Raw genomic sequence first — 19,914 nt, forward strand, 5'->3', positions numbered from 1 at the left:
GCCTATCCCGGTGTTCTTCGCGGAACTGAGGAATGGGATAATACCTATAAAATCAGGACCACTGTTGAGCGAGAAATCAATCACATGAAGGATAACTTTTGCTTAGCAAATCGTCGTACACGAAACGAGAAAACTCTGCATGCTGACTTGATACTTGCTGGTATCACACAGCTTATCTCCGTTGTGCTTGCCGACAAGATTCATCATCATGAATACATCAGAAGCCTTAAGCCTCTTATAGCATAGGACTTACCAACTTAATAATGTTTTAGCTTTATTCAAGTGCGCCTAAAACCAGATTTTTTCTAAGTTAAATTGCATGGCTTTCAAAAAATACATTCCGTAATGCTTATGTTAAAGTTGCGCATATACTTTTACTGAGTTTCGCAATTACCTATTTGGCTATAAGAGAATTGCTATGATGCAGACTACTTATAACACTAAACTTTTCTTATTTTTCAATGTAAAATTATACATCCACATTTTAGTCAGCGCCAGTGCGAAAAACATTTTTAGGATTAAAAAATGTTTTTAATTTCAAAGGGTTAACTTTACCTGAAGTAGTGCTATATAATCTATTATAAGAGGCTAATCGTGTATCCGTTTGAGTTATGGATGAGATTATATCCGGAAGAGGGAGTTAAAAAATCGAAGAAAGAGGGAACGTTAAATGGACGAACAAACAAATGTATGAAAACGGATGCAAACTATATGTGGATACTTTTAAGGAAAATCCCTTATTTGCAGCAATAGCTGAGGGACACCTGGACGTTGTAAAGTATCTGGTGGAGAAGACATTTATGCTTTTTCCATAAAATACGAGCCTGAGCTTACAACGTTTATTGATATACTTGCAAATACATATTCCAAGGTTAATGAATGCCTTGAAAATGGTTCGGGGAGATTCGGGTTCAATGATTACAAATATAACGAAGAAGATTGGGAGATATGGGAAGAACTCGAAGAGTTGTCGAACGATCTGGTAACACATTGAATCTCAATGTCTATGTGAGAGAGGGTATGTCCGATGAAGAGGAGCTGGAAATATTCAAAAAGCTTAATGATGAGCAGGCTGTTAAGGAATATGAAAAATTCCTTTTTGGATAAGGAGACGGCTTGAATTCTATGAATAAAAGCCGCCGCAATATCTTACATTAAGATTATTACTCACACTCCGCAAAGGTGAGTGCGGTCTCGCTCATGTCGTCGAGCTTTAGGCAGATGACTCCGCACTCGTTGTCGGCAAGGAGACTGTGGCCTCTGTAGGCGCAGCCGCCATCAATCAGGGTGATATTTTTTTCGTGGTGAGCGCTAAAGCCGGAGCCTATACCTGCAATTCGCTGAACCGGAACGTGACCGATGATGAACTGCCAGTCGTTTTCTGTATAGTTGGAGACGGGAACGAAAATGTCCGGGCGGTAAGGTGTCATCCAGACAATGTTCCACACTACGGGGTAATCGATTTCCCTAAAAGGAACATCAATATATCCCACATTGTAATAGGAGTGAGTCAGGCAAAAGGTCTTGTCGCTGACCTCAACTAAAGTTGTGAGAACACGGCTGTTTAGCCATTCGAGAAGGGATTGCCGTTCTTCTGTCGGCAATCCTTTATATTGCTCAAAAGTAATTTCTCCGCCATTTGAGAATAACCATAAGGCGGCATCTTTTCCCGGAAAATTGTCAGTAGAGCCATCGGGGGCGACTGCGTTCAGCATCATGAATTCATGGTTGCCGATAAGAAGTTCCATATTCGGCGCATCCTTGATGGTCTGCAGCAGCTTAATTCCGTCGGGGCCTCTGTCTATGGCATCGCCAAGCACGTACATGAAGTCATCCTCTGAAAACCGGATCTTTTCCAGAAGCTTTTGAAAAATGTGATATTGTCCGTGAAGGTCTGAGACAGTATAGGTTGCCATAAATTCTCCTGTGATTTAATAACATACAATTCATATAACATAATACCATTAACTTGGCAGGTATGCTTTGCATTTTTTGTGATATTCTTAATTTATGAAAAAAAGGAACGGAAAAAGGTATGGGCAAAAATATTGTTAGTCTAACGCATATTTCAGAAGTTTTTCTATATGAATATTATGTCCTCGGGGATAACGAATATGAGCTCGCCGCGGAGGATACGGCGGCGCCGCACAAGGAGCGGGCCAGAGAGCTTGCGCAGGAAGGTGATTATAAGAAGGCGCAGCAGGAGTGGGTTCTGGCGCACTTTGAAAACCCGGTGGATATGGAAGCAATTTTGTGGATAATTCAGTGCTGCAAGCAGCTTGGAGATACCGAGGGCGAGTATTCGTACACGACGGATTCCTACAATTTCTGCTGCACGAGGGCAGAGCTGGCGGCTTATTACAGGAACCTTGGCTGGTATTATCTTGAAAAATACTTGCCGGACGTCTCGGCTGCCTGCTACCTTTACAGCAACTATTTTGATAAGACGGAACAAGCCGATGCGGAGATAGCATTTCTTGAGAAAGCTGTAGGAAAGCCGGTAGGGGATAAGAGTCTTGAGGAGATTCAGCAGCTTTTGAAGGACAACAATATCCCGACGGAGGCGAATCCCATTACGCTTGCGCTTTTATATAAAGCGGCCGAAGAGGCGATGGGCGCAGGAAGAGAAGAGCAGGCGATCGACTGTTATAGGATGGTCTATGACCTGACCGGCGATGAAGAGGTTGGGAAAATCCTGAATAATTTAGCTTAAGGAGCATAGGAGGGGATATGCCTTTTAAGATAATTCGTGATGATATAACTAAGATAAAAGCAGATGCGATAGTGAACACCGCAAATCCTGACGTTGCAATCGGAGATGGCGTTGACTATGCGATTTATGAGGCAGCAGGCAGGGATGCGCTTCTTGCGGAGAGGGAGAAAATCGGAGTCCTGGAGCCCGGTGAAGTGGGAGTGACGCCTGCTTTCAATCTTAATGCGAAGTACATCATTCATGTCAGCAGTCCCTGGTGGGAAGGCGGAGATGAGGGAGAACCGGAGCTTTTAAGAAAGTGCTATGATAAGTCACTTCTTGAGGCGGCTGAGAGAGGCTGCAACTCTATAGCATATCCGCTTCTTGCTACGGGGTCCTACAGATTTCCTAAGGAACTTGGGATTAAAATTGCTACCGATGCGTTCAAGGATTTCCTGGAAGAACATGAGATGGAAATAACTCTCGTGGTTTTCGGGGAAGAGGCGTATCGAATCTCGGGAGAGCTATTTGAGGATGTCGACAGCTTTATAAGCGACAGATATGTGGAGGAAGCCGAGAGCGATGAGTATGCCCGCGACTGGAAAATTGAGGCAATCTATACACAGGGTAGTTCTTTCGCGGATGAAGATTTTTCCGAGGAGGAATCTGATGAAGACCTCTATATAGATGATTCCGATGAAGAGTCAATCGATGAAATTATAATCAAAGAGGAATTACCGAAAAAAGACGATAATATTAATCCTATTAAGAAACTCGGCAGCATCTTCAAGAAATCCGATATGGCTGGAGCATCAAAGCTGTCTGCACCTGCGGCGCAGGCGATGCAGATGTCTAGCGAAGCTGCTATGCCGATGATGAGTCTGGAGGATACTTTAAAGAGTATGTACAAGGATTCCTTCGGGGAGCACCTCCAGCAGCTGATAAATAAGAAGGGCCTCAAGAATTCGGAAGTCTACGCTGCGGCCAACATGTCCAAGCAGTATTTTTCAAAGCTTCTTAAGGACAAGGTAAATCCCTCCAAGGAGAAGATGCTAGCACTTGCGGTCGGTCTTCATCTCAACATGGACGAGACCGTGGATTTCCTTCGACTCGCCGGCTACGCGATGTCTCCGATATCACAGACAGACGCAGTGGTGGAGTACTTCATCCGCAAACAAGAATACAACGTAATGCGAATCGACATAGTCCTCTACGAGTACGGCCTCGATCCGCTCTCCTGATCGAAGACAAAATTCCGCGCACCCGGTGGGCAGGCCCCTTGGATGCGCGGAATTTTTTCATGGTCGCCTTCGGGTTGACCATTTTTTTTTGTCCGAAGGTATTATGTGGTTACAAGAACAGAAAACCAGTAATACAAACGGAGGTAAAGATTATGAGTAAAGGATTAACAGAAATAGTTTATATCTTGGATAGAAGCGGATCGATGTCAGGGCTTGAGGCAGATACAATAGGCGGGTTCAATTCCATGATGGATAAGCAGAAGAAGACCGGGGAGAAGGCGCTGGTTTCTACAGTACTTTTTGATGATGATTGCGAGGTCCTTCATGACAGAATTCCGATCGACCACATAAAGAAGATGACCGAGAAGCAGTACTACGTTCGCGGATGCACAGCTCTTCTCGATGCAGTGGGCGGAGCGATTCATCACATAGCAACCATTCATAAGTATGCGAGAAAAGAGGACAGACCCGAAAAGACTATTTTCATAATCACAACAGACGGAATGGAGAATGCCAGCAGAAAGTACTCCTACAGCAAGGTTAAGAAGATGATTAAGCAGGAGCAGGAGAAATATGGCTGGGAGTTCATTTTCATCGGAGCAAATATCGATGCTTATGCGGAGGCTGACCGCTTTGGAATCAGGAGAGACAGGACCGCCAATTATGTATGCGACGAGATGGGTACAGCGACAGTATTTGCCGGAGTATCCAAGGCTGTAAGCGCGGTTATGATGGCAGAGGATGACTGCGATATGGAATGCTGCCTTGCTCAGAGCGGTTGGAATGAAGAGATAGACAGGGATTATAAGAAGCGCGGAAGAAAATAATCAGGAAGAAAAATCCCTTTTCACACACAAAAAACTCCAAAAAGGAAAAATATGAAATAATTTTTTGCATTATTTTGAATTTATCTGAAGACATTTGTGGATTATATTCGTTATATAAACAAATGAACAGTTTGGTTTCTGATTCGTAATCAGGAGAAAGGTTGAAAATCATGGGTGGAAAGAGATTATATAAGAGTAACAATCGTAAGATCTGTGGCGTATGCGGCGGCCTTGCAGAGTACTTTGGAATTGATCCTTTTATAGTAAGACTTATCTGGGGCGTTCTCGCATTTGCCTGGGGAACCAGCATTGCAGTTTATATCATACTTGCTTTCATAATGAGCGATGCTCCTGATTACATTGAAGACGGTCATATAAATTTTGAAAACAAGAACATTGAAGAGAAGACCTATGTCAATGCAGAACCGGTCGGTTTCAGAATTAACGACGGAGTTAAGGAAGAAATCTACCGATAATCATAGATGCAAATATATTAAGTTTTGTTAGAGTAGTGCAGAAAGGAGTAACACATGAACATAACACTCGAAGCAATTGAAAAGGTAATGGATCTTACAGGAGTTGAATACAAGACAGCTAAGGAAGCTCTTGAGAAGACAGAAGGCAATGTGGACGAAGCTGTAAAGCTCATCCAGCCTCAGACAAAGGACATCGGTGAGGATGTTAAGAACCTCATGGATAAGCTTAAGAAGACCGTTGAGGAAGGCAATGTTGACAGAATCCAGGTTAAGAAGGATGACGAGATTGTCCTTAGCGTTCCCGTAAACGTAGGAATCATCGGCGGTATCCTCGGACTGGCAGCAGCTCCCTGGGCTCTTATCGCCGGCAGTGTTGCAGCATTCGGTCTTGGCTGCAAGCTTATGGTTGTGAAGAAAGACGGCACAACCAATGAGATCAAGTAAAAACTGAATAGTACCCACTTTTTCCCCGAAGTCTACGGTCGTTTCTGATCGTAATGCTTCGGGGATTTTTTTGTCTTAAAGAGTTTAATGTTTTTTTCCAAAAACTTAATATTGTGGTAATCAAATGAGATTGTTTGCTATTTATTCGACTTATATAATTAATTGTGGGATTTTGCACAGTTTCTTATGCGGAGATAGCAGAGTGGGAGATAATGAGCGGGTTTCAAAAAAGCATAATGTCGTGATCATCATTATCACCGTCGTAAGTATCGGTGCTTTAATGGAGAGTATTCTGCAGGGATGGGAGTTTTGGATGCCACCCCTTATTATTGTCGGGATTATTGCCTGCTGGGCAATACATGTCAGAAGCCATTTGGAGCCCAGGATTCGGGAAAACATTTTCCTGATATATTGCATGCTGGTGATTTTTTATCATGGCGCGCACAGGAGCAGCCTCTATGATGTGATTGCCTTCTCGGTTCTGGTGATGATTACAGCAACTTTGTTAAAGCGCGAAGAATACCTGGTTTTCTTACTGGTGGAGTTCTTTGCTATCATTTTCATGCAGATAATATGGACAGTGGCCTCCGGAGCCGCTGCGTTCAGTTCTCTCGAATTTCACAAAATCCTTCTCCAGTCGCTGTTAGAGGTATGCTGTTACAGAGCTCTAAGAGCTATCCTTAAGTATGAGCGCTTTGTTGAGGATGAGCTTATTCGTAAGAACAACAATGATGAGACCGAGAGTATAGGCCTCGAGGATTTCCTTGTAAACATATCACACGAACTGAGAACCCCTGTAAATGTTATAAACGGTATAACAAGTCTGATGCTTAAAAAGACGAGGAGTGAGGATGTCCTTATCATCAGGGATGCAGGTGTGCGCCTTTCGCTGCAGATCGAGGACATCCAGGATTACAGTGAGATACAAAGAGGGGATTCCAGGCTCGAAGAGGACAGGTATGCCCTGGCCTCTCTCTTGAATGATATAGTTGCCAATTATAATATTCTTGCAAAGAACGATAATATCGAATTTATTATTGATCTTGATCCCAATATGCCAACGCTCCTTCGGGGCGATTCTGTAAAAATTCGAAAAATAATCGATCATCTTCTTGATAACGCCTTTAAATTCACAGCTGCGGGCGGAGTATATCTCAAAATTACAGGAATAAAAAAAGAATACGGAGTTAATCTCATAATCGAGGTATCCGACACAGGCATAGGTATGGTTGAGAAGGATATTGAGAGGATAACCAGAGGACGCTATCAGGTGAACCAGAGCCGCAACAGAAAAGTTGGCGGTATTGGACTGGGGCTTTCCATAGTGTTTGGTTTTACGCGTCTTATGAAGGGGTTTGTCACTATTGAAAGTCAGAGGAAAAAGGGAACCACGGTGCGTGTCAGTATAGCGCAGGAGGTTCTCGATCCGTCGCCCTGCATGAGTGTTGCAGACAAGAGATTTATCAATATTGTTTTCTATTTGATTCCCAATAAATATAAATATCAGGCTGTCAATGAGTTCTACAAGTCGCTCGGAACCAATTTTGCCACGGGGCTGCGGCTTAATCTGTATGCGGTTCCGAACCTCGCCGAAGTTAAGAAGCTCATTGACAAAGGAAAAATTACTCATGTTTTCATAGGGTATGAGGAATATGTCCTTGATCCTGAATACTTTGAGAAAATTGCGCATGAAAACATCACTGTTGCGGTTTCAAAACGCTACGATTTTGAGCGCCCTGATGACAGTGAGATAATCTGGGCAGAAAAACCCGCCAGCGGATATCAGATGCTTCGTGTACTAAACGGGGAGGCCTATTCTTCCAAGCTTCTTCCTGAAGAGGGAAGACCTAAGCTTGACGGGCTTCGCGCGCTTATAGTTGATGACGAACCTATGAACCTGGTTGTTGCCAGCGGACTTTTCAAGGAATACAAGCTTGATATTGAAGTTGCGCACAGCGGAGCAGAAGCTCTTACCATGTATTCGCAGTCTTTCTATGACATCATATTCATGGATCACATGATGCCTGAGATGGATGGAATCGAAGCGATGAAGCAGCTTAGAAGGATTGCAGTACAAAATGGCAAGAATGTATGTGTTATCGCGCTTACGGCAAACGCTATCAGTGGTGCGAGAGAGATGTTCCTGCAGGAAGGCTTTGACGGCTTCATAAGCAAACCGATAAATCTTAATACGTTTGAGCGTGTTATGAACAACCTTTTGAAAAGCGGGACTCTTCAGGGTAAAGGAGGTGCAAGATGAGATTACGCTTCCTTAACCGATTGATACGTCTTTTAAAGAGCCCTGAGCTCGACTTCAGAGAGAGGGTTTTTGTGCTCCTTACCATTGTTACGGAGTTCTTCATTATCCTGGGACTTATAGGGGATATGGTTTTTAATGAGAATATTATTGAGACTATTACCGTAGCCATAGTAGCGGTATTGATTCCTGTCATCACATTTTCGTCAGTAAAACTGAAAAAGATAAAAACAGCAACAAGAATTATTGTCGTGGGACTTGTTCTGATACTCCTTCCTATCCTGTTTTTCTTTGGAGGCGGAGTTACGGGAGGCGGCGTGCAGTGGATAGTCTTTGCTTACCTGTACACCGGTCTTGTAATCAGCGGAAAATGGAGGCCGCTGATGGTCGCAATTTTGACTATTGAGACCTGTCTTTTCTACCTGAACGGATATTTTCGCCCTGAACTTGTCGGCAAACATAATGAGCGTATGTTTTACATTGATTCTCTGATATCGCTGATATTGGTGGGGCTTATCTGCTGTGCCATGGTGTGGTTCGAAGAATGGCTTCTTATGGAGGAAAACAATAAGGCGCGTGATGAGACCAAGAAGGTTGAGGAATTAAACCGCGCGCAGAACCGCTTTTTCTCAAGCATGAGTCATGAGATCAGAACACCCATCAACTCAATCCTTGGTCTTAACGAGATAATCCTTCGTCAGGAGGATGCTTCCTCCGAGATAATAAAGGATGCCGAGAATATCCAGGGGGCGGGCAGAATGCTGCTGGCTCTTGTGAATGATATTCTGGATTTTTCAAAGATAGAAGCCGGAAAGATGGACATAGTTCCCGTCAACTACAGTATGGAAACGATGCTGTCGGAAATCGTGGGAATGATATGGATGCGTGCGGAGGAAAAGGGGCTTGAACTCAAGGTCCAGGTTGATCCTTCGATTCCTGCGGAATACTTCGGCGATGAGATGCGTATCAAACAGATACTCATAAATATCCTGAACAATGCAGTTAAATATACAAAGCAGGGATCCGTGACACTTACGGTGGAGAAGGAGGAAGTAAGGGATAACCAGATACTTCTTGTGTTCTCTGTGACTGATACCGGAATGGGTATTAAGCAGGATGAAATACCCTATCTTTTTGATGCCTTCCACAGAATTGATGAGGAGAAAAACAGCAAGATAGAGGGTACCGGACTTGGCCTTTCAATCGTTAAGCAGCTGGTAGAGTTGATGGGCGGTAGGATAACCGTCAACAGCGTCTATACGCAAGGGTCGACTTTCATGGTTGCTCTGTGGCAGCAGGTGGCAAGGAAAGATGCCATCGGCGATATAAATATCGTGAAGTTTGTGAACAGGCAGAAGGCAGAGAAATATGTTCCCGACTTTACAGCATCCGAAGCGGCAATCCTTATTGTTGATGACAATGAGATGAACCTGGAGGTGGAAAAGAAGCTTCTTACCGATACGCAGATCACTATACATACTGCAATAAGCGGACAGGAAGCTCTGTCAATGACTCTGAATTACAAGTATGATCTGATACTCATGGATCATCTGATGCCTGAGATGGACGGTATTGAATGTCTCCAGCTTATAAGAAATCAGGATAGTGGACTGAATCGCAACGTTCCTGTTATTGTTCTTACGGCAAATGCGGACAGTGAGAACAGAGAACTGTATGATCGAAGTGGTTTCGATGATTATCTGGTAAAACCGGTGACCGGACAGCAGCTTGAGGATATGCTCCTTAGGCATCTTCCCGAGATTAAGATAAACAGAACCGAGGGCAGCAGCAGTACCGGAGCACGGATGAATACTGCAAGCGGTTACAGTAAAAAACTGCCGGTTGCAATTTGCACAAGCTCTATGTGCGACCTTCCGGCGAAGTTTATAAATGAAAAGAATCTGGATATAATTCCGTTTTCTATTATTGCGGACGGAAAGAGTTACCGTGATCGGGTAGAAGCAAGTACCGACGATCTTGTTCACTATATGCAGGAGGATGTGGAATTCAACTCTTCGCCGCCGTCGGTGGAGGAATTTGAGAGCTTCTTCGGACGCGTTATGAAAAAAGCACATCAGATCATATATCTGACGCTTGCTCCGGGCTTTAGCGATGAATACAGAAATGCCAAAACTGCGGCAAGAGCGTATGAAAATGTTATCATTTTTAACTCCGGAAATAACTCATGTGCTCTCGGATTGCTGGTGCTTCTGGCTCAGAGAAGGGCTATGCAGGGAAGACCAACCGATAAAATCCTGGAGGAACTTAAAAAAGCAAGAGATAACATCAGTTGTACCTTTATTACCACCGATGCCGGATTCATGGTGAAGAGAGGCATAATCGGCAGAAATCTTTATGGTGTCATGAGTACCTTCAATTTGAAGCCCGTAATCCGCATCAGGGATAACAGGGTAACCATTTGGCGGCTTTTCATGGGTGAAAAAGAGAGCTGTTATATCAAATACATAGATCATGTTCTGAACAGGTTTGAGAATCCCGATACCGATCTGATTTTTGTAGAGTATATAAATCTCACGGAAGATGAGAAGGAGTTAATAAGGCAGAGAATCCACAAGAGAATTCATTTTGAGCATATCATTTTCCAGAAGGTATGCTCAGTTATGACGCTGAACTGCGGCATGGGAGCAATCGGTTTGTCTTACCTGGAAAGAGGTGAGGCGCCTTATGATCTTAGCATGATGCTCTCGGGGGATGTTGTCGATGACAGTGAAGTTTCGTATGTGAATGATGAATCAATCGGTGATGAAAAAGAAAAAAGTGTTGACGAGAAGTGGTATGAGCATGTACCCGGACTGGAATATGAGAAGGCGCTGGAAGCTGCCGGGTCCAAGGCAACCTTCCTTGCAGTGCTTAAGATGTTCTATGAAGGGATCGACAAGAAAGCCTCTGAGCTTGAGAAATGCTATCTGGCTAAGGATTATGACAATTATATTATTAACGTCAATAACCTGAAAAATTCTGCCAGAACCGTAGGCGCTAAGAAGCTTGGAGAGCTTGCACTTGAGCTTGAAAATGCTGCGAAAGCGGGAGATGTTGATTTTATAAAACAGAATAACGGAAGGCTTCTTACGGATTACAGAGATTATATTAAGTTACTTAAGAGCATCGATGAAATGAAGGATATTTGATGAAAAAGGATAAAGATATCATAAAAAGTGTATACTGGCTCCTATTCGGTTTCATAATGATGCTGATCTTTGTTATGGTGCCCATAAGATCCGATATTTTTACTTCTGGTTATACGGAGCAGCCGATTAATTTTTCGGAAAACTGGAGAATGGGCGGACAAAAGATTGCTCATATTCAGTCTGTTATGGCAGGTGAACACGGCGGAGAAGTTATTTTCGAAAAAGGGCTTCCCTCAAGACTTACCGAGAAGGATTCTCTTTGCTTTGAATCCCAGAATACCAATCTGTCGGTTTTCCTGGATAACGTGGAGATATATAAATTCACCAGTACTTCCAACCTGACAGGTACAAGTACCGGTATTGTTTTTCATGAAGTGGGACTGGGTTCGCTGAACGTGAGGAAAACCATAAAGATTGTGAGTTCGTGCTGCTACGAAGGACAAAAGACCGGCAGAATTATGAATGTATACATATGTCCGCCGTCGGATTATATGCGCCTGATGTTTCATCGTATGCTGGTGCCATGCCTTTTGTGTGTACTTATGATCCTCTTTGGATTGATACAGATACTTGTGTACTTTTCGGTCATTGATAAGAGTACACTTCCCTTCAATATACTTGCTCTTGGAACGACTTCGCTTATAGCGGGAACCTGGCTTTTCATCGATACGAATATCATGCAGCTTCTGACGGGGTCGATTTATGCGTGGCGCGATATGAGTAAGACACTGCCTTTTTGGGTGGGGTATCCCCTGGTTACTTTCTTTAATTCAACCACGGTAAAACAGAGTTCGATTTATCATCATCTAAGCTTCTGGCTTTCAATGATATTTGAGCTGAGTATTATAAGCGCCAGGTATCTTTTTAATCTGGATATGGCCTATTCTTTTTCACTTTTCCTGATTCCATACTTTATTCTGATAATGGGAATCATGGTTATCATAGCCATTGATAATGCGAATTATTGCAGAATTAAAGGAATTGTCGTCAAAATCAGGGATATATATTTTGTGCTTATTCTGCTGCTTGTCTGCGGTCTTGTGGATCTTGTAAGAGATTATACCGCTCAGATTCAGACGGATGTGCAGGGGCTTTATACCAGGGCAGGAATGGTCATTCTGATCGCCTATATGATGTTCAGGTTCCTCAAATGGTGGACGAAGGATCATGCACAGATTCAGAGGGAGCGCTTCATTAACCATGCTCTTCAGTACGCTCTGTCTTCGGATTCTCCCGAGAATAACATAAAGGCAATGCTCGATTTCATGGGAAAAGAGCTTGAAGCAAACAGAATTTTCATTTTTGAAGATCAGAAGACCGGAAAATTCCGCGGCAGCTATGAATGGTGCAGAGAGGGACTTAAGCCTGAATCAATAGAGCTTATCTATTTGCCTTATGACGGCTTTCTGGATAAATTCTATGACACCTATGTGGAGAGCGGGCGAAGGCTCATTGTAAGTGATATACAGCAGGTAAAAGCGTCCGATCCGTACTTTTACGATCTCCTGAAAAACTATAAGGTTGAAAATCTGGTTATAGGTGCGCTGCAGATAAATGGTAAACTCACGGGACTTTGCGGAGTGAGCGGAGCGCCCAGAGAAAAGCTTGTGGATATCGCCGAGATTATCAATCTCATATCCTATTTCCTTGCGCAGCTGATTCTGCAGAGAGAAGAGCAGAAGAGACTGTTCTATTATAATTATAATGATGCTCTGTCGGGTGCGAGAAACCATATGGCGTACAGAAAGTTCATGGAGAGCGGACTGGATATGTCGGCGGCCTTTGGTTATATGCGTGCTGAAATTCTTGGACTTGAAGATATAAACAGAGAAAAGGGGTACGATGCCGGCGACAGAATGGTTATAGACGTTGCCAAAACTCTTATGGAAATCTTCGGAGAAGCAAATGTCTACAGACTTAACGGCAATGTTTTTGTCTGCTTCGGTTTTGAGACAGAGGAGTCCTATTTTGAAAATGATGTTGAATGTGCAAGACGCATGATTGAGAAGAAGGATATAAAGATAACCATGGGGTCTGCGTACTGTGTTAACGGTACAACGGATATGGAAATAATACTTAATCGTGTAGATGAGTTGTTACAGGAGAACAATAATGGTAATCTGGTATGAGGACTAGCTGAGGGGAGAAGCGTGTCATGGAAGAAGCCAGTATTATAAAAAAATTGTCCCGAGTTGGGATTTTAGGGAATGTAGTGCTTGCCGGGTTTAAACTGGTCGCCGGAATTCTGGGTAACTCCGGAGCGATGGTTTCGGATGCGGTACATTCACTGTCAGATGTTTTCGCTACTATTGTCGCATATATCGGAGTGCTTCTGGCCAAGCAGCCGGAGGATGATGAGCATCCCTACGGCCATGAGAGGTTGGAGTGCGTCGCTGCGATGATTCTGGGAGTTATTCTTGCCGGAACGGGTCTGGGAATAGGATACACAGGTCTTCAGAAAATTATTTTAAGGCAGGAACTTGAGGTTCCCACTTTTTTGCCACTTATCGCGGCGGTAGTTTCTATTGTCGTTAAGGAGGCGATGTTCTGGTATACTATGTACTATGCGAAGAAGATGAACTCGGATGCCTTCAAGGCGGATGCATGGCATCACCGCTCGGATGCGCTTTCGTCCATCGGCTCCTTCATAGGTATCGGTCTTGCAAAGCTGGGATTCCCGATCATGGACCCTATTGCGAGTCTGATTATCTGTCTGTTTATCCTGAAGGTCGCTTATGATATTTCAAAGGATGCTCTTGATAAGATGCTGGATACCTCCTGCGGAAAAGAGATGGAGCAGAAACTAAGATTTTTCATAGAGCAGCAACCTGGAGTGGAGCATGTGGATCTGCTTCAGACGAGACAGTTTGGAAACAGAATCTATATTGATCTGGAAATTGCAGTTAAGGGAGAGATCCCGCTGGTGGAGGCGCACGAGATTGCCGAAAAGGTTCACAACAGTGTGGAGCAGAAATTCACCAATGTTAAACATATTATGATACATGTTAATCCGGACACTGATACGTAATATCATCAGTCCGGATTTTACATATAACCGGAAGGAAAGGCATCAAAGAAATGGACTACAGTCAATACGAAACCTATGATTTTGATCATGTGAGTGCGTTCAATATGTCTACGGGGTTCAAGGAGAGAAGCTACAAGATGCACTGGCATTCTTATGGAGAGATTCTTCTAGTAGGTCCCGGGAAGACTAATATTTATAAGGTGGGTAAGAGTACTTATGAGCTTGTCCCGGACGACATTGTGCTGGTATGGCCGATGGAGATGCATGCTATCGTCGATGCCGACAGGGAGAAGGCGCTGGTTATACAGTTTTCAAATTCCTTTATGAATTCGCTCTTCGATCTTCAGAGAATTATGCATATGTATCGCAATCTCCATATTATCTGCGTGGAAGCGCATCCTGAGCTTGCGGCAAAACTGAAGGCTATTACGGAGAAGATGAAGGACATCTTTTTTTCGGATAATCAGGAGAAGGAGATCAGGTGCTGCATGCTGCTCATGGAGTTCATGCTGACTCTCCTAGAGCACAGAAATGAGCTTGCGCCGGAGCTTTCCGAGGAGCCCTATGGTTATGCTGATGACGTTATGCAGCGAATGATGATGGTGACCGATTACATCAGGAATAATCTGACCGCAGATGATTTGTCCCAGGGAAGTATGGCTGAGATGGCAGGCATCAGTAAGGATTATTTTTCAAGGATATTCAAAAATGCTACGGGGATGAATTACAGTAAGTGGCTTAATATGATAAGGCTTGAGAAGGCATCGGAGCTCCTTACGGAGGAGGGCAGAACTCTGACGGAGATAGCGATGCTCTCGGGATTCCAGAGTATTCCCAGTTTCAACAGGGTGTTCCGCGAGGAGAAGGGGATGACACCCAGGGATTACAGAGCCCTGTTTGTGAGAAGGTCTGAGTAGTACTATATTAATGAAAAGCAGAAAAATACCGGCTATCTTCAGCGCGAAGATGACCGGTATATTTTTTGATGTTTTTTATTGTGCTATAACCTGATAATCCTTGTTCCAGATGAGCTCAAGTCCGTCGAACAGGTAGGTGAGCTTGCCATCAGGATATAAGCTGATGAACTTACTTGTGATATCGGATGGGTTGTCCTTGGAATTGTAGAAAACACCGCCAATATCGTTGTACCCCTGCTTGTCATAAACAAATCCGTCAATAGTAATTCTGGATGGAAACGTTGCTAAATCTGGCATCCGATGACTCCTTTATTGCTTGTGAGGGTTGCTGTAACTTTGCAAACATCATAGCATAAGAAGTGCTGATTGTAATTGATGAAAATTAATCGAACTTGGAATTTCTTAATCCATTAAGCGGTGCGGTTTTTGGAGGAAAACACAAAAAACACATTACAAATTTAATCTCGGGTTTTATACAATCGGATGACATATCGGTTTTTCTTGTTATAATAGGTACTTGGTAAAATGATTAATATGAAGGAGACGGATCTCATAAATGGTTTTAGATAGAAAAAAGGTAAGGGAGCAGTTCGCTTCCTATACAAGAAATTACGATCCGGAGGATGTGAAGATAGCGCTGAAGATTGCGCACACCTACCGGGTTGCAGATAACTGTGAAAAGATAGCAAAATCCCTGGGGCTTTCAGAAGACGATGTGGAATTTGCGTGGCTTTCAGGTATGATTCATGATGTCGGAAGGTTTGAACAGGTCAGAAGGTACAATACTTTTAATGACGCCAGATCGGTGGATCACGCCGAGCTTGGAGCGGATCTTCTCTTTGGAGAGGAGGGACTCATCAGAGGATATCTTGAGGACAGTTCTCTCTACGATATGATGGATGTCGTGATCAGACAGCACAACAAGTACAGGATTGATGAGTCTGTAACCGGAAAAACACTGACCTTCTGCAATATCTTAAGAGATGCGGACAAGATCGATATCCTGAGGGTGAATGTCGAGACGCCTCTGGAGGATCTCTACAGCGCTACTACAGAGAAGCTTATGGAGTCAGAGGTCTCAGAGGAGGTTATGGAGCAGGTGCGTGAAAAAATAGCGGTAAGCAGAGCCATAACCCACACCTATGCGGAGCACCAGATCGGACACATAGCGCTGGTCTTTGAGCTTGTTTATCCAAAGAGCAGGGAGCTTGCGAAAGAGCAGGGGTACCTTTATCAGATGTTCGATTTTCCAACTGAGACGGAAAGTATGAAGAAGGCTCTCGCCGAAACAAGGCGGGAGGTCGATGAATTCTTTAGCAGCGCAGAATGAGAATATGAGTTGAAAATAGGCATCGCACGGTCAATTGGCTGTGCGATGTTTTCTTTGTTTATGATAAAATAAAAATAGTTTTTATGAAAAAAAGTCAGAGAGGGTAAAGTCATGAGGAAAATTGGAAACTTGGTGCTGGTTCTACTGTGCGCAGTGATGCTGTCGGTAGTAGCGGATGAACTCATGAAACTCAAGGGACTCATGGAATCCGGAGTCATCACTGCCGAGGAGTTTGAGGCCCAGAAGAAAAAAGATATTGGGAGAGTAAATGAATAAACCCAATTTCAAGGATTTAAATAATCTTATAAAGGCCATACATGATACAAATGCTGTTTTCATGCGTATCTATAATGACAAAGCTGCGCAGGAAGACAACATTCGGTATCTGTGCAATAAGATTGCGGCGGACTCTGCCAGGAAGTCGCTCTATGACATCTCTGCGGAGGAGTTAAAAAATGCTAAGGCCGGGATTCGTGTTCAGCCACTGGCGGATGCGGGTTTTACCAGTTTTGGGAAGATCGCGGATGCTACGGATTATGAGCTTGCTGCGATTGACGGTATCGGAGAAAAACAGATAGAAGCCATCAGGAACATAATAACTGAGGCTGCAAATAATCTCTCTTCAAGGGTTTCCATCAGATTAGAAGCAGATGGAAATCCTGCTGAGGGTGGGTACAATTTTGAACTTATCACGGCGCTTTCGGGATATATTAAGTGCGAAAAGATAAGAAGAGATAACAGGCCGGCTGCGGAAAATCTGAATGCTTATGCACAGAGGATTGAAAACAGCGGCATTATTAGAAACGGCGTTCGCTGGTTTTTTTCATCAAAAGCTTCAAAACAAAATACCGCTGATATGGCGGATAATATCTACGAGTTTTGTGACAGTGATTTCTTTAGGCGCATGCTTTCGGTGATCGATGATTATCAGAGAGCATTGAATACTTCAGCTTATGAGGCGACCGAAGCCTTCCGCGGAAACAGTGCGGATTTCTATGCTGTTCTCGAAAATCTCGGGAACATTTCAGGCAACAAACCTTTCATCTACGACAGTATTCCTGCGCAGCTCGCGGAGGAGATAGACAGTACGGTTCTTGATCTTAGCGGCTTTTTGGGGACGCTCAGACCTTATCAAGTGTTTGGCGTGAAATACATTATTCATCAAAAGAAGGTGCTTCTTGGTGACGAGATGGGACTTGGAAAGACTATTCAGGCAATTGCGGCAATGTCACATATACAGCAGACAGAGCAGAAGACCTGCTATTTTCTCATAGTCTGCCCTGCGAGTGTTCTTATCAACTGGGCGAGGGAGATTAAGAAATTCAGCAGTCTCAGTACCTATGTGATCCATGGCCAGATGGCTGACGATGCCTTTTCCATGTGGCAGGAAAAGGGAGGCGCGGCGATCACCAACTATGAGACCATGGGAAAAATCGTGGACAAAATCGATAACCACATGGGGCTTTCCATGCTGGTCATTGATGAAGCGCACTACATGAAAAATCCTGACGCCAAGAGGACGATGTATATTAGAAGACTTGATAATGAGTCGGAGCGAATCCTTCTCATGACGGGAACGCCGCTTGAAAACAGGGTTGAGGAGATGTGCAATCTGATAGATTTCGTTCGTCCGGACATGACACAGGAAGTACGATCGCTTGCGCATATTACGCATCTGCCGGAATTCAGGGAGAGCCTTGCGCCGGCTTATATCAGAAGAACTAGGGATCAGGTGTTAAAAGAGCTCCCTCCTATCGACGAGGAAGAGGAGTGGTGCGTTCCTACTCCGGAGGACCGCGCAGCCTATGCCGGTGCGGTAATCAGCGGCAGCTTTTCTGATATGAGAAGAGTTTCGTTTCTTCAGGAGGATATGACTAAGTCTGCAAAATGCGGAAGACTTCTGGAACTTATGGAAGAAGCCTGCGATGAAGGACGAAAAGTTGTAATCTATTCATTTTTCAGAGAGACCATAGCAAAAGTGAGTGCGCTCATGGAAAGTAAATGCGTGGGCGTAATAAGCGGTGATACCGGGATTGAGAGGAGGCAGCAGATAATAGATGAGTTCACTCAGGCGCCCGGAGGAAGCGTTCTTGTATGTCAGATAATTGCAGGAGGTGTCGGACTGAATATCCAGGCTGCCAGCATCGTAATTTTCTGCGAGCCACAGATCAAGCCATCCCTTGAAAGTCAGGCGCTGTCGAGAGTTTATCGAATGGGGCAGGTCAGGAATGTACTGGTTTACCGGCTGCTTTGTCCCGATACCATCGATGAGGATATGATGGTTATTTTGCAGCAAAAACAGACCGAGTTCGACAACTTCGCCAACGAGTCTGCTGTGGCGGGCGCTTATGACAATATCATCGATAAGGAATGGATTGAAAAGATAATCGAAAAAGAAACAATCCGTGTAAATCAGAACTAAATCGGTGTAAGAATAATGAATGGAATTATTTATGATAGATTAGCCTTAGAAGTTTATTAACGATTTTGTTTTTGAGGCAGGTGAATATATATGAAGGATGAAAAGTCTAATGTTTATGATGTACCAAAGAGAGAAGGAAGTGTGTGGCCGGAGGATATGTGCCCGGCTTATACCCCCAGAGAAGATGCTATACCCAGCATAAAGGGGTGTTGGTACTGTAAATATGCGGATTTTCATCTGAAGGAAGAGCGGGCCCTGGAGGTTGGCATTTGCAACTGGCCAAAGAAGGTAATTGATTAAAACCTGATGATCAGTTGATTTGGAATATTACTCAAATTATATCGGGAGTTAGAAGCTATGGGAAACACGGAGACATTAAAGGAAGGAAAGTCACTAAGGATTGCTATTTGCGATGATGATAAGGCAGATCGCGAGAGAGTCCATGGACTGGTGAAGGAATATCTACAGAAAAAGAATCAGAGCGCGGATGTCAAAGTGTTTGATCATCCCGATGCGCTTATAGAGGAGTGCGAGCAGTTCAGGCCTCATATTTATATTCTGGACATTGTAATGCCGATGGTCACGGGAATTCAGGCGGCGAGAGAACTTCGCTGGAATCAGCCTGAGGCGCAGATAATATTTGCAACGTCCGAGAGCTCCTTTGCGCTCGAATCTTTCGATGTAAATCCGATCAACTATATTTTGAAACCCATTGAAAAGGAAAAGCTTTTTTCAACGCTTGATCTTGCGATATCGCGTGTGGATTTGGCGGGAGAAAAGTGTATAACCATTAAGGTTAAGGGCGGACTTCAGACGCTAAGAATGGATGAGATTCTCTATATCGAGTATCGAAACCATGTGGTTTCGTATCATATGAGTACGGGAGATGTGGTTTCAACTCCGACGCTCAGAATCGGATTTGCGGAGTATATGGAGGAAAATCATTCCGGAAGTGATTTCGTAAGATGCCACGAATCGCTGGCTGTAAGCGTTGCGGCAATAGATAAGCTCACAAAAACGGATATCACTCTTCGCGGCGGAGAGATGATCCCGGTCGCAAAGAGCAGATATGCCGAGGTTATGGACAGATATATGGACTTCAGGTTCTAGAATTATACTTTTCAATAGTGC

Annotated in this window: 19 protein-coding genes and 1 pseudogene; 18 read left to right on the top strand and 2 right to left on the bottom strand. The window is 43.8% G+C overall.

Annotation, left to right across the window (positions count from 1 at the left end):
• From G596_RS22875 to G596_RS25065, 3 genes and pseudogenes are all read left to right on the top strand, one after another.
• Positions 1-246, top strand: a pseudogene (locus tag G596_RS22875) (ISNCY family transposase); the annotation flags it as partial.
• A gap of 440 nt (positions 247-686) precedes the next feature.
• Positions 687-815, top strand: a complete 129-nt coding sequence (locus tag G596_RS25665; RefSeq protein WP_022763263.1) for a hypothetical protein — start codon at positions 687-689, stop codon at positions 813-815.
• Positions 816-948: 133 nt separating this feature from the next.
• Positions 949-1,107, top strand: coding sequence for a hypothetical protein (locus G596_RS25065; RefSeq protein WP_155829357.1), 159 nt, complete (start codon positions 949-951; stop codon positions 1,105-1,107).
• 56 nt (positions 1,108-1,163) lie between these two features.
• Here G596_RS25065 and G596_RS0118275 read toward each other — a convergent pair whose 3' ends face one another.
• The gene (locus G596_RS0118275) at positions 1,164-1,916 is read right to left on the bottom strand and encodes a metallophosphoesterase (RefSeq protein WP_022763264.1); all 753 of its coding nucleotides are present in this window, start codon (positions 1,914-1,916) and stop codon (positions 1,164-1,166) included.
• Between the two features lie 119 nt (positions 1,917-2,035).
• On the opposite strand from G596_RS0118275, the gene G596_RS0118280 reads away from it, so the two are divergent.
• The 10 genes from G596_RS0118280 (at position 2,036) to G596_RS0118325 (ending at position 15,031) form a co-directional block, all read left to right on the top strand.
• Complete coding sequence (locus G596_RS0118280) at positions 2,036-2,713, top strand: hypothetical protein (RefSeq protein ID WP_022763265.1); 678 nt, start codon at positions 2,036-2,038, stop codon at positions 2,711-2,713.
• A gap of 17 nt (positions 2,714-2,730) precedes the next feature.
• On the top strand, positions 2,731-3,933 hold the full coding sequence (locus G596_RS0118285; RefSeq protein WP_022763266.1) for a macro domain-containing protein: 1,203 nt from the start codon (positions 2,731-2,733) through the stop codon (positions 3,931-3,933).
• Positions 3,934-4,085: 152 nt separating this feature from the next.
• Entirely contained in the window at positions 4,086-4,760 is a 675-nt protein-coding gene (locus G596_RS0118290; RefSeq protein ID WP_022763267.1) for a vWA domain-containing protein, read from the top strand.
• A gap of 170 nt (positions 4,761-4,930) precedes the next feature.
• A complete protein-coding gene (locus tag G596_RS26130) occupies positions 4,931-5,236 on the top strand; it encodes a PspC domain-containing protein (protein WP_081646804.1) in 306 nt (101 codons plus the stop codon).
• A 54-nt stretch (positions 5,237-5,290) separates the two neighbouring features.
• On the top strand, positions 5,291-5,680 hold the full coding sequence (locus G596_RS22885) for a DUF4342 domain-containing protein (protein WP_022763268.1): 390 nt from the start codon (positions 5,291-5,293) through the stop codon (positions 5,678-5,680).
• A gap of 202 nt (positions 5,681-5,882) precedes the next feature.
• The gene (locus tag G596_RS0118305; protein ID WP_022763269.1) at positions 5,883-7,940 is read left to right on the top strand and encodes a response regulator; all 2,058 of its coding nucleotides are present in this window, start codon (positions 5,883-5,885) and stop codon (positions 7,938-7,940) included.
• Complete coding sequence (locus tag G596_RS22890) at positions 7,937-11,086, top strand: DegV family protein (protein WP_022763270.1); 3,150 nt, start codon at positions 7,937-7,939, stop codon at positions 11,084-11,086. Before G596_RS0118305 ends, G596_RS22890 begins: the two co-directional genes overlap by 4 nt.
• Positions 11,086-13,215 carry a sensor domain-containing diguanylate cyclase gene (locus G596_RS0118315; RefSeq protein WP_022763271.1) on the top strand — a complete coding sequence of 710 codons (2,130 nt, stop codon included), beginning with the start codon at positions 11,086-11,088 and terminating at the stop codon, positions 13,213-13,215. The genes G596_RS22890 and G596_RS0118315 overlap by 1 nt, the downstream gene beginning before the upstream one ends.
• Positions 13,216-13,241: 26 nt before the next feature.
• Complete coding sequence (locus tag G596_RS0118320; protein ID WP_022763272.1) at positions 13,242-14,114, top strand: cation diffusion facilitator family transporter; 873 nt, start codon at positions 13,242-13,244, stop codon at positions 14,112-14,114.
• A 50-nt stretch (positions 14,115-14,164) separates the two neighbouring features.
• Positions 14,165-15,031, top strand: coding sequence for a helix-turn-helix domain-containing protein (locus G596_RS0118325; RefSeq protein WP_022763273.1), 867 nt, complete (start codon positions 14,165-14,167; stop codon positions 15,029-15,031).
• 75 nt (positions 15,032-15,106) lie between these two features.
• Here G596_RS0118325 and G596_RS0118330 read toward each other — a convergent pair whose 3' ends face one another.
• Positions 15,107-15,328, bottom strand: a complete 222-nt coding sequence (locus tag G596_RS0118330; RefSeq protein ID WP_022763274.1) for a hypothetical protein — start codon at positions 15,326-15,328, stop codon at positions 15,107-15,109.
• A 259-nt stretch (positions 15,329-15,587) separates the two neighbouring features.
• Between G596_RS0118330 and G596_RS0118335 the strand changes: the two genes are divergently transcribed.
• From G596_RS0118335 to G596_RS0118355, 5 genes are all read left to right on the top strand, one after another.
• Positions 15,588-16,361: an HD domain-containing protein gene (locus G596_RS0118335; RefSeq protein ID WP_022763275.1), complete on the top strand. Its 774-nt coding sequence runs from the start codon at positions 15,588-15,590 to the stop codon at positions 16,359-16,361.
• A gap of 111 nt (positions 16,362-16,472) precedes the next feature.
• A complete protein-coding gene (locus G596_RS24580) occupies positions 16,473-16,637 on the top strand; it encodes an SHOCT domain-containing protein (protein ID WP_022763276.1) in 165 nt (54 codons plus the stop codon).
• The gene (locus G596_RS22895) at positions 16,630-18,783 is read left to right on the top strand and encodes a DEAD/DEAH box helicase (RefSeq protein WP_049944882.1); all 2,154 of its coding nucleotides are present in this window, start codon (positions 16,630-16,632) and stop codon (positions 18,781-18,783) included. The genes G596_RS24580 and G596_RS22895 overlap by 8 nt, the downstream gene beginning before the upstream one ends.
• A gap of 90 nt (positions 18,784-18,873) precedes the next feature.
• The gene (locus tag G596_RS0118350) at positions 18,874-19,083 is read left to right on the top strand and encodes a hypothetical protein (protein ID WP_022763277.1); all 210 of its coding nucleotides are present in this window, start codon (positions 18,874-18,876) and stop codon (positions 19,081-19,083) included.
• 57 nt (positions 19,084-19,140) lie between these two features.
• A complete protein-coding gene (locus G596_RS0118355; RefSeq protein ID WP_022763278.1) occupies positions 19,141-19,893 on the top strand; it encodes a LytR/AlgR family response regulator transcription factor in 753 nt (250 codons plus the stop codon).
• The last annotated feature ends 21 nt before the right edge of the window (positions 19,894-19,914 follow it).

The sequence above is a fragment of the Butyrivibrio sp. AD3002 genome (assembly GCF_000420905.1).
Classification (GTDB): domain Bacteria; phylum Bacillota; class Clostridia; order Lachnospirales; family Lachnospiraceae; genus Butyrivibrio.

Coding starts and splice junctions, on each gene's coding strand:
- G596_RS25665 (WP_022763263.1), top strand. CDS start 687: ATGTATGAAAACGGATGCAAACTATATGTGGATACTTTTAAGGAAAAT.
- G596_RS25065 (WP_155829357.1), top strand. CDS start 949: ATGGGAAGAACTCGAAGAGTTGTCGAACGATCTGGTAACACATTGAAT.
- G596_RS0118275 (WP_022763264.1), bottom strand. CDS start 1,916: ATGGCAACCTATACTGTCTCAGACCTTCACGGACAATATCACATTTTT.
- G596_RS0118280 (WP_022763265.1), top strand. CDS start 2,036: ATGGGCAAAAATATTGTTAGTCTAACGCATATTTCAGAAGTTTTTCTA.
- G596_RS0118285 (WP_022763266.1), top strand. CDS start 2,731: ATGCCTTTTAAGATAATTCGTGATGATATAACTAAGATAAAAGCAGAT.
- G596_RS0118290 (WP_022763267.1), top strand. CDS start 4,086: ATGAGTAAAGGATTAACAGAAATAGTTTATATCTTGGATAGAAGCGGA.
- G596_RS26130 (WP_081646804.1), top strand. CDS start 4,931: ATGGGTGGAAAGAGATTATATAAGAGTAACAATCGTAAGATCTGTGGC.
- G596_RS22885 (WP_022763268.1), top strand. CDS start 5,291: ATGAACATAACACTCGAAGCAATTGAAAAGGTAATGGATCTTACAGGA.
- G596_RS22890 (WP_022763270.1), top strand. CDS start 7,937: ATGAGATTACGCTTCCTTAACCGATTGATACGTCTTTTAAAGAGCCCT.
- G596_RS0118315 (WP_022763271.1), top strand. CDS start 11,086: ATGAAAAAGGATAAAGATATCATAAAAAGTGTATACTGGCTCCTATTC.
- G596_RS0118320 (WP_022763272.1), top strand. CDS start 13,242: ATGGAAGAAGCCAGTATTATAAAAAAATTGTCCCGAGTTGGGATTTTA.
- G596_RS0118325 (WP_022763273.1), top strand. CDS start 14,165: ATGGACTACAGTCAATACGAAACCTATGATTTTGATCATGTGAGTGCG.
- G596_RS0118330 (WP_022763274.1), bottom strand. CDS start 15,328: ATGCCAGATTTAGCAACGTTTCCATCCAGAATTACTATTGACGGATTT.
- G596_RS0118335 (WP_022763275.1), top strand. CDS start 15,588: ATGGTTTTAGATAGAAAAAAGGTAAGGGAGCAGTTCGCTTCCTATACA.
- G596_RS24580 (WP_022763276.1), top strand. CDS start 16,473: ATGAGGAAAATTGGAAACTTGGTGCTGGTTCTACTGTGCGCAGTGATG.
- G596_RS22895 (WP_049944882.1), top strand. CDS start 16,630: ATGAATAAACCCAATTTCAAGGATTTAAATAATCTTATAAAGGCCATA.
- G596_RS0118350 (WP_022763277.1), top strand. CDS start 18,874: ATGAAGGATGAAAAGTCTAATGTTTATGATGTACCAAAGAGAGAAGGA.
- G596_RS0118355 (WP_022763278.1), top strand. CDS start 19,141: ATGGGAAACACGGAGACATTAAAGGAAGGAAAGTCACTAAGGATTGCT.